The organism is Paracoccus sp. SCN 68-21 (genome assembly GCF_001724535.1).
Classification (GTDB): Bacteria; Pseudomonadota; Alphaproteobacteria; order Rhodobacterales; family Rhodobacteraceae; genus Paracoccus; species Paracoccus hibiscisoli.
The window spans coordinates 91027-103493 of sequence record NZ_MEES01000003.1 but is presented as its reverse complement, the minus strand read 5'-3'; the positions used below and the strand labels follow the sequence as shown (position 1 = coordinate 103493).

8 protein-coding genes and 1 pseudogene are annotated in these 12467 nt (G+C 67.6%); 8 read left to right on the top strand and 1 reads right to left on the bottom strand.

Annotated features, from left to right (window positions below; all coding sequences use genetic code 11):
- Positions 1-32 precede the first annotated feature (32 nt).
- The 8 genes and pseudogenes from ABS73_RS01825 (at position 33) to ABS73_RS01790 (ending at position 11680) form a co-directional block, all read left to right on the top strand.
- Entirely contained in the window at positions 33-1157 is a 1125-nt protein-coding gene (locus ABS73_RS01825; RefSeq protein WP_286693382.1) for an HD domain-containing protein, read from the top strand.
- 100 nt (positions 1158-1257) lie between these two features.
- Positions 1258-2469 (top strand): NADP-dependent isocitrate dehydrogenase, encoded by a 1212-nt coding sequence (locus tag ABS73_RS01820; protein ID WP_277023274.1) that lies wholly within the window; start codon positions 1258-1260, stop codon positions 2467-2469.
- 175 nt (positions 2470-2644) lie between these two features.
- Complete coding sequence (purQ, locus tag ABS73_RS01815; RefSeq protein WP_277018429.1) at positions 2645-3313, top strand: phosphoribosylformylglycinamidine synthase subunit PurQ; 669 nt, start codon at positions 2645-2647, stop codon at positions 3311-3313.
- Between the two features lie 140 nt (positions 3314-3453).
- A complete protein-coding gene (locus ABS73_RS01810; protein ID WP_136857119.1) occupies positions 3454-5169 on the top strand; it encodes a sensor histidine kinase in 1716 nt (571 codons plus the stop codon).
- A gap of 19 nt (positions 5170-5188) precedes the next feature.
- The gene (locus ABS73_RS01805) at positions 5189-6514 is read left to right on the top strand and encodes a sigma-54-dependent transcriptional regulator (protein ID WP_277018430.1); all 1326 of its coding nucleotides are present in this window, start codon (positions 5189-5191) and stop codon (positions 6512-6514) included.
- Positions 6515-6917: 403 nt separating this feature from the next.
- Positions 6918-8105: an O-succinylhomoserine sulfhydrylase gene (metZ, locus tag ABS73_RS01800; protein WP_277018432.1), complete on the top strand. Its 1188-nt coding sequence runs from the start codon at positions 6918-6920 to the stop codon at positions 8103-8105.
- A 94-nt stretch (positions 8106-8199) separates the two neighbouring features.
- Positions 8200-9174 (top strand): annotated as a pseudogene (folE2, locus tag ABS73_RS01795) (GTP cyclohydrolase FolE2); the annotation flags it as partial.
- Positions 9175-9313: 139 nt separating this feature from the next.
- Entirely contained in the window at positions 9314-11680 is a 2367-nt protein-coding gene (locus ABS73_RS01790; RefSeq protein ID WP_277018435.1) for a UvrD-helicase domain-containing protein, read from the top strand.
- Here ABS73_RS01790 and ABS73_RS01785 read toward each other — a convergent pair.
- Entirely contained in the window at positions 11644-12456 is an 813-nt protein-coding gene (locus tag ABS73_RS01785) for an EcsC family protein (protein ID WP_277018436.1), read from the bottom strand. The two genes, ABS73_RS01790 and ABS73_RS01785, sit on opposite strands and share 37 nt — an antisense overlap.
- Positions 12457-12467: the final 11 nt, after the last annotated feature.

The following is a 12467-nucleotide window of genomic DNA, read 5'->3' as shown; positions in this document are numbered from 1 at the left end:
CGGGATATTTGAGTGAAGAAGAAGAGGCGGGCATGCTGGACGACGCATTCGCGTTCCTGTGCGAGGCGGACCGGCTGAAGTCGGTCACCCGCGCCAATGTGCTGATGGATCTGTCGCGGGCCGAGAACAGCGCCGAGCATTCCTGGCATGTCGCGCTGTGGGCGATGGTGATGGGCGCGTCGGACCGCGCCATCGCGATGATCCTGCTGCATGATCTGGTCGAGATCGACACGGGCGATCAGCCGATCCACCTGGCCCATGACGGGGCCGGGCTGGCACGGGCCGAGGCCGCAGCGGCGGCGCGCATCTTTGGCCTGGCGCCGGGCGGGGCGGCGCTGGCCGCGATGTGGCGCGATTTCGAGGCGCGGGCCGATGCGGATGCCGTTCTGGCCAAGCGGATGGATCACGTGCAGCCGATCTTTCAGGTGCTGATGGCGGATGCGCCGCTGGCCGATCATGTGGCCATCGTGCGCGACAATCTGGCCGTCGGTCGGGCGGCGCGGTTCGCGCGCGAGTGGCCCGAGGGCTGGGACGCGGCGCAGGCGCTGTTGGCGGGGCGGGGGCTGCCCGGGGGTGATCTGGCGCGGCGGCTGGCGTTTCTGGCCGAGGCGGACCGGCTGAAGTCGGTGCGGCGCGCCAACCGCCTGCTGGACGGGTCGCGCCGCGAGAACAGCGCCGAGCACAGCTGGCATCTGGCGCTGTATGCGCTGGTTCTGGGGGGGCTGGCGGGGCCGGGGGTCGATGTGGGCCGCGTGATCCGGATGCTGCTGATCCATGATCTGGTCGAGATCGATGTCGGCGACGTGCCGCTGCATTCGGCGGGCGGGCAGGCGCATGGGTCGGCGGCCGTGCAGGAGGCCGAGGCCGCCGCCGCGCGCCGCCTGTTCGGGATGCTGCCCGCGGATCAGGGCGCCCGGATGCACGCGCTGTGGGCCGAGTTCGAGGCCGCGCGCAGCCCGGATGCGGTCTTTGCCAAGGCACTGGACCGCTGTCAGCCCGCGGTCCAGAACCTGCGGTCGGGCGGCGCGGGCTGGGTCGAGTATGATGTGACGCTGGCCCATGTCGAGGGGCGCGTCGGCCCTTGGGTCCGGGCTGGGTGCCCGACGCTGTGGGACTGGCTGCATCGCGGGCTGCGGGTGCATTTCGCCGCCGCCTGAGGGTTGCGGCCAATTTGGCATACAATCGCATACCGTCTTTTCTTTCGGGCCGGTTCCGGCTATGACCGGGGCAACGAATCCAACGCCAAAGGGGGCCCCCATGTCGAAGATCAAGGTCGCAAATCCTGTCGTCGAGCTGGACGGAGACGAGATGACGCGGATCATCTGGGACTTCATCAAGCAGAAGCTGATCCTGCCCTATCTGGACATCGATCTGAAGTATTACGACCTGGGCATCGAGGAGCGTGATCGCACCGACGACCAGATCACCATCGACGCGGCCGAGGCGATCAAGCTGCACGGCGTGGGCGTCAAATGCGCCACCATCACGCCCGACGAGCAGCGGGTCGAGGAATTCGGCCTGAAGAAGATGTGGCGGTCGCCCAACGGCACGATCCGCAACATCCTGGGCGGCGTGATCTTCCGCGAGCCGATCATCTGCCGGAACGTGCCCCGCCTGGTGCCCGGCTGGACGCAGCCGATCATCGTCGGCCGCCACGCCTTTGGCGACCAGTACCGCGCGACCGACTTCCGCTTTCCGGGCAAGGGCAAGCTGACGATCAAGTTCGTCGGCGAGGACGGAGAGACGATCGAGCACGAGGTCTTTGACGCGCCGTCTTCCGGCGTGACCATGGCCATGTACAACCTGGACGATTCGATCCGCGATTTCGCGCGGGCATCGCTGAACTATGGCCTGGCGCGCGGCTATCCGGTCTATCTGTCGACCAAGAACACCATCCTCAAGGCCTATGACGGCCGCTTCAAGGACCTGTTCCAGGAGGTCTACGAGGCCGAGTTCGAGGATCAGTTCAAGAAGGCCGGCATCACCTATGAACACCGCCTGATCGACGACATGGTCGCATCCGCGATGAAATGGTCGGGCGGCTATGTCTGGGCCTGCAAGAACTATGATGGCGACGTGCAGTCGGACACCGTCGCGCAGGGCTTCGGCAGCCTGGGCCTGATGACCTCGGTGCTGATGACGCCGGACGGAAAGATTGTGGAATCCGAGGCCGCCCACGGCACCGTGACCCGCCACTATCGTGAGCACCAGAAGGGCAACGCGACCTCGACCAACTCGATCGCGTCGATCTTTGCCTGGACCGGCGGCCTCAAGCACCGCGCCAAGCTGGACGACAACGCCCAGCTGCTGAAGTTCGCGGAAACGCTGGAAAAGGTCACCGTGCAGGCGGTCGAGGATGGCCACATGACCAAGGACCTGGCGCTGCTGGTTGGCCCGGACCAGAAATGGCTGACCACGATGGGCTACCTGGAAAAGGTGGACCAGTACCTGAACAAGGCGCTGAACTGATCCACGCAAAGGCCGGGCCAAGCGCCCGGCCTTTCTCATGGTGCCGCCGGGGCCCCTTCTTCTTCATCCAAATATCCCGGGGGGAATCGCCGCAAGGCGATGGGGGGCTGGCCCCCCTTTCTTTGGCGTCCCGCCTGCGCTAAGGGCAGGGCAACCCGATATCAGGAGCACCGCGATGAAAGCCGCCGTCGTCACCTTCCCCGGATCGAATTGCGACCGCGACCTTGCCGTCGCGCTGGAGCATGCGGGGGCCCAGGTGGTCCGCGTCTGGCACAAGGACGCCGCCCTCCCCGAGGGCATCGACCTGGTCGGCGTGCCCGGCGGCTTTTCCTATGGCGACTATCTGCGCTGCGGGGCCATCGCCGCGCAATCGCCCATCGCCGCACCGCTGCGGGCCCATGCGGCGCGGGGCGGCTATGTGCTGGGGATCTGCAACGGCTTTCAGGTCCTGACCGAGCTGGACCTGCTGCCCGGCGCGCTGATGCGCAACACCGGCCTGACCTTTCTGTGCAAGCCCGCGACCCTGACCGTCGCCACCCGCGACAGCGCCTTCACCGAGGGGTATCAGGCGGGCCAGCAGATCAGCATTCCCGTCGCCCATCACGACGGCAACTATCAGATCGAACCCGACGGCCTGGCGCAGTTGCGCGATCAGGACCGCGTGGCCTTTACCTATGCGCCCTCGATCAACGGGTCGGTGGGGGACATCGCGGGCGTGCTGTCGGAAAACCGCCGCGTGCTGGGCATGATGCCCCATCCGGAACGCGCCGCCGATCCGGTGACCGGGGGCACCGATGGTGCGGCCCTGTTCCGGGGGCTGGTGGGCGCGTTGACGCAGGCCTGACTTGAGCCGCGGCGCGGATCGCCCTAGATTGCGTCAGTCGATCCTGTGGGGCGGACGCGCGTTTGGACGCTGATGATCATATCGAGGACCGCGCCGAACGTCGGCGGGGCAGGGGGCCGCGCCTGGTCAATCCCTGGTGGCTGCGCGCCACCATCGCACTGATCTGTCTGGCCGCCCTGGGCACGATCTGGACGACCAATGCCTGGTTGACGGACCGGTTCTCGGAGAACACGCGCGTGCGTTCGGAGCTGCGGCTGGCGCTGTATTCCGGCAACCTGATGTCCGAGTTGCAGCGCAATTCCGTGGTGCCGCTGCTGCTGGCGCGCGACCCGGCGCTGATCGGGGCGCTGAACGGCAATGATTTCTCGTCCACCTCGGCCCGGCTGATGGCCGCCCAGAAGGAGATCGGCGCCGCCTCGATCCGGCTGCTGGATGCGTCGGGGCGCGTGGTGGGCGCGACCGACCGCTATCAGATCGGCACCAACAGCGTCGCCACCCCTTATTATGTCGAGGCGCTGCGGTCGCGCGACACGGTGTTCACGGTGTCGGAAATGGCCTCGGGGGCGCATGAATTCGCCTATTCCCGCGCGGTGGTCTCCGAGGGGCGCACCCTGGGGGTGATCGTCGTGGGCGCCGATCTGACCCGGCTGGAGCGGTCCTGGGCGGGCATTTCGGACGCCGTCGCGGTGACCGACAGCGAGGGCGTGATCATCCTGTCGACCGAGCCGCGCTGGCGCGGGCTGACCGTTCCCGAGGCGCTGGCGGTGCGCGACGCGCCCTCCGCGATCCGGCGCGCGTTCCAGGTGACGGCGGACTGGACCTCCAGTCCGGCCGACGCCTATGTGCAGGGCCGTGCGGTGATGCGGTCCGAGGCGCGGGTGCCGTTCCGGGGCTGGCGGATGATCAGCTTTACCGCCTATTCCTCGGTCCGCGAGCGGGTGAACGCGATCCTGGCGCTGCAGATCATGGGGTTCGCGATCCTGCTGGCGGGGGCGTTCTGGATGCTGTCGCGGCGCGCGCGCATCCAGAGCCAGGCCTATATGCGCGAATCGGCCGATCTGCGCGCCCTGAACGCCCGCCTGACCCGCGAGATCGCGGAACGCGAGCGGGTCCAGAAGGAGCTGCGCGTGGCCGAGCAGACCATGCAGCAATCGTCGAAACTGGCCGCCCTGGGCGAGATGTCGGCGGGCGTCAGCCACGAGTTGAACCAGCCTTTGGCCGCGATGAAGACCTATCTGGCGGGCGCGCGGCTGCTCCTACAGCGCGGTCGCCCCGAGGAGGCGCTGTCCAGTTTCCAGCGCATCGACGACCTGATCGACCGGATGGGTGCGATCACCCGGCAGCTGAAATCCTATGCCCGAAAGGGCGGCGAGGCGGTCGAGCCCGTGGATCTGCGCGCCGCCGTCAGCAGCGCCCTGACCATGATGGAGCCGCAGCTGCGCCACAGCCCGATCCGCATCATCCGCATCGTCCCGCGCGAGCGGGTGATGGTCATGGCCGACCGCATCCGGCTGGAGCAGGTGCTGATCAATCTGCTGCGCAACGCGGTCGATGCCGTGCGCGGCCGGCCCGACGCCGCGATCGAGATCACGGTCGAGGCCGCGGCTCACGCCTTCGTGTCCGTTCGCGATAACGGGCCGGGTGTTTCGGACCTGGAAAAGCTGTTTGAACCCTTCTGGACGACCAAGAAGCCGGGGGAGGGCACCGGGCTGGGCCTGGCGATCTCGTCCACCATCGTGGCGGATTTCGGCGGTCGTCTGACGGCGCATAACGAGAGCGAGGGCGGCGCGGTGTTCCGGGTCGAGCTGCCGCTGCACCGTCCCGGATACCCCCGTCAGGCGCTGGCCGCCGAATGACGCAAGAGAGGATGACAGAATGTCCCGCAAGCTGAAGATCGCCATCGTGGATGACGAACCCGACATGCGCGAATCGATCAGTCAATGGCTGGTCCTGTCGGGTTTCGAGACCGAGACATTCGCCAGCGCCGAGGATGCGCTGAAGGTGATCGGCCCCGACTGGCCCGGCGTCGTGGTGACCGATATCCGCATGCCCGGCATGGACGGGATGGCCCTGCTGAAACGCCTGATGGGGCTGGATTCGAACCTGCCCGTGATCATGATCACCGGCCATGGCGACGTGCCCATGGCGGTCGAGGCGATGCGTCTGGGGGCCATGGATTTCATGGAAAAGCCCTTCAACCCCGACCGCATGACGCAGCTGGCCAAGAAGGCCACGCAGGCCCGGCGGATGACGCTGGACAACCGCGCCCTGCGCCGCGACCTGTCCGAGGGCCAGCAGGTCATGTCCAAGCTGATCGGCGCCAGCCCGGTGATGGAGCGGCTGCGCGAGGATATCCTGGATCTGGGCCAGGCCGATGGCCACGTCCTGATCGACGGAGAGACCGGCACCGGCAAGACCCTGGTGGCCCATGCGCTGCATGCGGTGGGCCCGCGCGCGTCCAAGAAATTCGTGCCGGTCAGCTGCGCGGCCTATAACGACGAGGCGCTGGCTGCGCGGCTGTTCGGCCCCATCGAGGACGGGCTGCCCGCCGTCGAGGAGGCCCGCGCCGGCACGCTGTGCCTGGAGGATATCGAGGCGCTGTCAGAGGGGTTGCAGGCGCGTCTGCTGGCCTTCATCAGCGAACAGGGCGCGCCCGCCGACACCCGCATCATCGCGATCAGCAATGCCCGCGGCGAGGGTCGCCGCGCCGAGGATTCGCTGCGCCCCGACCTGTTCTATCGCCTGTCGGCGCTGAAGATCACCCTGCCGCCGCTGCGCGCGCGGGGCGAGGACATCCTGGCGCTGTTCACCCGCATGACCGAGCAGTTCAGCGAGGAATATGGCTGCGAGCCGCCCCAGGTCAGCGCGCAGGAGGCCGCCCAGCTTCTGCAGGCGCCCTGGCCCGGCAATATCCGCCAGCTGATCAACGTGTCCGAGCGCGCGGTGCTGCAGAACCGGCGCGGGTCGGGGGCCATCGCGTCGCTGCTGATGGCCGATGGCGAGGACAACCAGCAGGCCACCACGACCGAGGGCAAGCCGCTGAAGGAATATGTCGAAAGTTTCGAGCGGATGCTGATCGACAACACCATGCGCCGCCACAAGGGCAGCATCGCCAGCGTGATGGACGAATTGTGCCTGCCGCGCCGGACGCTGAACGAGAAGATGGCGAAATACGGTCTGCAGCGCGGCGACTATCTGTAGGTTTGCCGCGCCATCCGGGGCGGCGCGATGCCTCCGCCCCGGATCTGACTGATTCCCACGGTCGGCACTGACAAAACAATCACGGGTAACAGGACCGCAGGAACGTTCTGGCGCACTGGTGAAACACCCTGCTGGTGCAGGGACCATGAACATGCCGGAGGCGCGGCTCCGGCCCGGTCCGGGCGTTTCCGTCCGAACCATGCCGGGACCATAGCCGCTGGCGGGCGTCATTCCAACTGTCGATTTGGTCAAGCGAGCCCACTATGTTTCTGAATAACAACAGTTTATCTGCACTCCGTGCAAGATGTCGGCCACGCGACAGAATTGCGCGCCCGGTTTCGGGGGACTTGCGCAATCGGGCCGCGGGGATTACCCCGCAGACGATCACGGAAAGGCAGCCCAGATGAGCGTTTCGCCCGACAAGACCGTCCACCCCCGCACGCAAGCCGTCCATCACGGCACCCGCCGCAGCCAATATGGCGAGATGGCCGAGGCGATCTTTCTGACTCAGGGCTTTGTCTATCCCGACGCGGCCTCGGCCGAGGCGCGGTTCCAGGGCACCGGCCCGGACGAGTTCATCTATGCCCGCTATGGCAACCCCACCAGCCGCATGTTCGAGGACCGCATCGCGGCGCTGGAGGGGACCGAGGACGCATTCGCCACCGCCAGCGGCATGGCCGCCGTGAACGGCGCGATGTTCGCCATGTGCAAGCCCGGCGATCACGTCGTGGCGGCGCGGGCGCTGTTCGGGTCGTGCCTGTATGTCCTGGACCTGCTGGTGCGGTTCGGGGTCGAGGTCAGCTATGTCGATGGCACCGATCTGGACCAGTGGGCGGCCGCGATCCGGCCCGGCACGCGGGCGGTCTTCTTCGAGAGCGTGTCGAACCCCACGCTGGAGGTGATCGACATCCGCGCGGTGGCGGATCTGGCCCATGCGGCGGGGGCCACGGTGGTCGTGGACAACGTCTTTGCGACGCCGGTCTTTTCCCGGGCGGTCGAGCAGGGGGCCGATGTGGTCATCTATTCGGCGACCAAGCATATCGACGGGGGCGGGCGGGCGCTGGCCGGCGTGATCTGCGGGACGCGTCATTTCGTGCGCGAGGTGGCCGAGCCCTATCTGAAGCATACCGGCGGTGCGATCAGCCCGTTCCATGCCTGGATCATGCTGAACGGGCTGACCACGATGGACCTGCGCGTGCGCGCCCAGGCCGATGCGGCGGCGTCGATCGCGGCGGCGCTGCATGGGCATGCGGGTCTGGCGCGGGTGATCTATCCGGGCCTGCCCGACCATCCGCAGCACGATCTGGCGATGCGTCAGATGGGGTCTGGCGGCACGATGATCGCGATGGAGGTCGTGGGCGGCAAGGAGGCGGCATTCGCCGCGCTGGACCGGCTGCGGATCATCGCCATCTCAAACAATCTGGGCGATGCGAAATCCATCGTCACCCATCCGGCGACCACCACTCATTCGCGCCTGTCGGACGAGGATAAGGCGCGTCTGGGCATCACGCCGGGCCTGTTGCGCCTGTCCGTAGGCCTGGAGGATTCGCGCGATCTGACCGCCGATCTGCTGGCCGCGCTGCAGGGCTGAGGTCCTGCGGCATCCTGTCCCGCGTCCCCGGTGCGGGGAGGGGGCAGGTGGGCTAACAATTCTTGTACCGCCCCCTATATCTGTTGCCACACAGCCGGAGGCCGCCATGACCGAGATCCGCCCCCTGACCCCTGCCTATCCCGCCCTTGCCCGCAGCTATGACGCCGATTTCCGGGTCGATGGCGCCTATAAGGACAGCCTGCCCGACCTGCAGAACGGGCCTGCCAGCCTGATCGTGGGGGCGCGCACGGCGATCCAGCATGTCGGCATCTCGAACTTTCGGCTGCCGATCCGCTATCTGGTGCGTGACGGGGGCGAAATCACGCTGGAGACCAGCGTGACCGGCACCGTCAGCCTGGAGGCGGACCGCAAGGGCATCAACATGTCGCGGATCATGCGGTCCTTCTATGGTCATGCCGACCACGCGTTCAGCCTGTCGGTGCTGGAGGCCGCGCTGGACGATTACAAGACCGACCTGGACGCGCTGGATGCGCGCATCCAGATGCGGTTTTCGTATCCGGTGCGGGTGGACAGCCTGCGGTCGGGCCTGTCGGGCTGGCAGTATTACGACATCGCGCTGGAGGTGATCGAGCAGGCGGGGACGCGGCTGCGGGTCATGCATGTCGATTATGTCTATTCGTCCACCTGCCCCTGTTCGCTGGAACTGTCGGAACATGCGCGCCAGACCCGCGGGCGGCTGGCCACGCCGCATTCGCAGCGATCCATCGCGCGCATTTCGCTGGTGATGGACGGACCCGAGCGGATCTGGTTCGAGGACGTGATCGCGCTGTGCCGCGCCGCCGTGCCGACCGAGACGCAGGTGATGGTCAAGCGCGAGGATGAGCAGGCATTCGCCGAACTGAACGCGGCCAATCCGATCTTTGTCGAGGATGCGGTGCGCGCCTTTGCGGGGCAGCTGCTGGCCGATCCGCGGGTGGGCGATTTCCGCGTGGTGGCCAGCCACCAGGAATCGCTGCACTCGCATGACGCGGTCAGCCTGCTGACCAGCGGGCCGACCTTTGCGCAGGCATCGCTGGACCCGGCGACCTTCGCGGGGCTGCGCGCCTGATCTTGCGTCCCGCGGTGGCCGGGGGAGCTGCGCGCCCCCCGGACCCCCTGCTGTGGGCCGTGCACTATTGCCGCGGCGGGGGGAACGGAGGGCGAACGTCGGGCTTTCCTTGGGGCGCGGCGATGCCTATGTTGGCGGGATGGAGCATTTCGACGATTCCGATGAACTGGCGGCGGTGCCGCTGTCGCAGCGCGCGATGGCCGCGCGGCCCGCGCCCTATCTGGAGGGGCTGAACGCCGCGCAGCGCGCCGCGGTCGAGGCGCTGGACGGGCCGGTCCTGATGCTGGCGGGGGCGGGCACCGGCAAGACCCGCGCGCTGACCACGCGGATCGCGCATCTGCTGATGCTGGGCAAGGCCCGGCCCGGGCAGCTGCTGGCGGTGACCTTCACCAACAAGGCCGCGCGCGAGATGAAGGACCGGATCGGCCGCCTGCTGGGCGATGCGGTCGAGGGGATGCCATGGCTGGGCACGTTTCACAGCATCAGCGTCAAGATTTTGCGGCGGCACGCCGAGCTGATCGGGCATGGGTCGCTGCATCTGAAGCCGAGTTTCACCATTCTGGACACGGATGATCAGATCCGCCTGCTGAAGCAGCTGATCGCGGCCGAGAATATCGACGAGAAGCGCTGGCCCGCGCGGCAGCTGGCGCATCTGATCGACGGCTGGAAGAACCGCTGCATCACGCCCGCCAACCTGCCGCGGGGCGAGGGCGAGGCCTTCGACGGGCATGGCGGCAAGCTGTACGCGGCCTATCAGGACCGGCTGCTGACGCTGAACGCGGTCGATTTCGGCGATCTGCTGATGCATTGCGTGATTCTGTTCCAGGCGCATCCGGACGTGCTGCGGCAGTGGCAGGACCGGTTCCGCTATATCCTGGTGGACGAGTATCAGGACACGAACGTGGCCCAGTACATGTGGCTGCGGCTGCTGGCGCAGGCGCATCGCAACATCTGCTGCGTGGGCGACGATGACCAGTCGATCTATGGCTGGCGCGGGGCCGAGGTGGGCAACATCCTGCGGTTCGAGAAGGATTTTCCGGGCGCGGAGGTGATCCGGCTGGAGCAGAATTACCGGTCCACCCCGCAGATTCTGGGAGCGGCGTCGGGGCTGATCGCGACGAACCAGGGGCGGTTGGGCAAGACGCTGTGGACCGATGCCGAACCCGGAGAGCCGGTGCGCCTGATCGGGCATTGGGACAGCGAGGCCGAGGCGCGCTGGATCGGCGAGGAGATCGAGGCGTTCCAGGGCGGACATCGCGCGGCGTTGGGCCGTGTCGGGCTGAACGACATCGCCATTCTGGTGCGGGCGTCGCATCAGATGCGGGCGTTTGAGGACCGGTTCATGACCATCGGGTTGCCCTATCGGGTGATCGGCGGGCCACGGTTCTATGAGCGGCAGGAGATCCGCGACGCGATGGCCTATTTCCGGCTGGTGGTGTCGCCCGACGACGATCTGGCCTTTGAGCGGATCGTGAACACGCCCAAGCGCGGCCTTGGCGACAAGGCGCTGCAGACGGTCCAGCATGCGGCGCGCCAGAACGGCGTGAACCTGCTGGAAGGCGCGCGGATCGTGGTCGAGGACAAGCAGCTGGGTGGCAAGGGGCTGGCCAACCTGCGCGATTTCGTGGCGCTTACGGGTCGGTCGCATATGGCGGTGCGCGACGGCGTGAACCACGTTGAACTGGCCGAGCGGGTGCTGGACGAATCGGGCTATACCGCGATGTGGCAGAACGACAAGTCGCCCGACGCGCCGGGGCGGCTGGACAACCTCAAGGAGCTGGTCAAGGCACTGGAGGAGTTCGAGAACCTGCAGGGGTTCCTTGAGCACGTGTCGCTGGTCATGGACCGCGACAATGGCGACGATGGCGAACAGGTCAGCATCATGACCCTGCACGGCGCCAAGGGGCTGGAGTTTCCGGTCGTGTTCCTGCCGGGATGGGAGGACGGTCTGTTCCCCAACCAGCGCGCCATGGACGAGCAGGGCACCAAGGGCTTGGAGGAGGAGCGGCGGCTGGCCTATGTCGGCATCACCCGCGCCGAGCGGCTGGCCACGATCACCTTTGCCGGGAACCGGCGCCTGTACGGCCAGTGGCAGAGCGCCCTGCCGTCGCGCTTCATCGACGAGCTGCCCGAAGAGCATGTCGAGGTGCTGACCCCGCCGGGCCTGTATGGCGGCGGCTATGGCGCGGCGATGGCGATGGCGGGCGGCACCCGGATGGAAGAACGGGTGCAGAAGGCCGATGTGTACAATTCGCCCGGCTGGAAGCGGATGCAGACCCGCGCGGCGGAGCGGGGCAGCCCCGCGCATCGCACCCCGGTCACGATCAACGCGGCGCCCGCGTCGCGATTCACCGTGGGCGACCGCGTGACCCATGCCAAATTCGGCGAGGGTCAGGTGATGGGCATCGCCGAGGACACGCTGACCGTCCAGTTCGAGGCGGGGTTCAAGAACATCAAGGCGGCCTATGTTCAGCCGGGGGGCGGGGGCGACGACGTCCCCTTCTGACGGCGCGACAGGCGGGGCTGTCCGGCGCGGGTCAGCGCCTGGGTGTAGGCCGCGTCCACGTCCACGCCCGGATGGTCCTGCGCCAGCCGCAGCAGGCGGAAATGAATGCCCGCCACCCTTTCGTAATAGTCCAGGAAGGCATAGTTGATCGCCGCCCCCGTGGCAGCCCCCAGCACCGGCACCGCCTGTGCGCCCAGCTTGGTGGTCAGGCGGGTCGCGAACTGTCCGGCAAAGCGGGTGATCAGCGCGGACACGGTCTGGCCGTTGGTCAGCAGGCGGTTCGCCAGGAACGACTGCGCCGCCGCGTCGCCGTCCTGACCGGGTTCGCCGTATTGGAACACCGCCAGGCATTCCAGCCGCACCTGCGGGTCGGTGGTGTCGAAACCGTGCTGTCGCGCGACCTTCTGGATGGAGTTGAAGATCACGGTCGTCGAGGCGACCAGATCGGGCACGATGCCCGCCACTCCGAACCAGCCGCCGGTGGCGCCTGACAGCACCGCCGCCGCGCGGTTGGCGACCAGGGGCGCGTCGCGCACCACGCTGATGCCGTCGCCGCGTGCCGACAGGTCATAAAGCTGTCGGAACGCGCTTTCCATCACCGTCTCCAGCGCGACGGGCGACAGGCCCAGCAGCGTGGTCGCGGCACCTTCGGTCATGCGGCCCACGGCCTCGACCCCGCGCATCAGCAGGCCGCGCCCGGCCAGCTGGCGGGCGGCCAGGCGGTCCAGTTCGGCCTGCAGGTCGCGGCGTGGGTCCGTTAGCGCGGTCGAGGTCATGGCAAGGCTCC

What these genes read in the sequence shown, in the direction of transcription:
- ABS73_RS01785 (WP_277018436.1), bottom strand. Translation starts at nt 12,456, where the DNA reads ATGACCTCGACCGCGCTAACGGACCCACGCCGCGACCTGCAGGCCGAA.
- ABS73_RS01805 (WP_277018430.1), top strand. Translation starts at nt 5,189, where the DNA reads ATGTCCCGCAAGCTGAAGATCGCCATCGTGGATGACGAACCCGACATG.
- purQ (WP_277018429.1), top strand. Translation starts at nt 2,645, where the DNA reads ATGAAAGCCGCCGTCGTCACCTTCCCCGGATCGAATTGCGACCGCGAC.
- ABS73_RS01825 (WP_286693382.1), top strand. Translation starts at nt 33, where the DNA reads ATGCTGGACGACGCATTCGCGTTCCTGTGCGAGGCGGACCGGCTGAAG.
- ABS73_RS01820 (WP_277023274.1), top strand. Translation starts at nt 1,258, where the DNA reads ATGTCGAAGATCAAGGTCGCAAATCCTGTCGTCGAGCTGGACGGAGAC.
- metZ (WP_277018432.1), top strand. Translation starts at nt 6,918, where the DNA reads ATGAGCGTTTCGCCCGACAAGACCGTCCACCCCCGCACGCAAGCCGTC.
- ABS73_RS01790 (WP_277018435.1), top strand. Translation starts at nt 9,314, where the DNA reads ATGGAGCATTTCGACGATTCCGATGAACTGGCGGCGGTGCCGCTGTCG.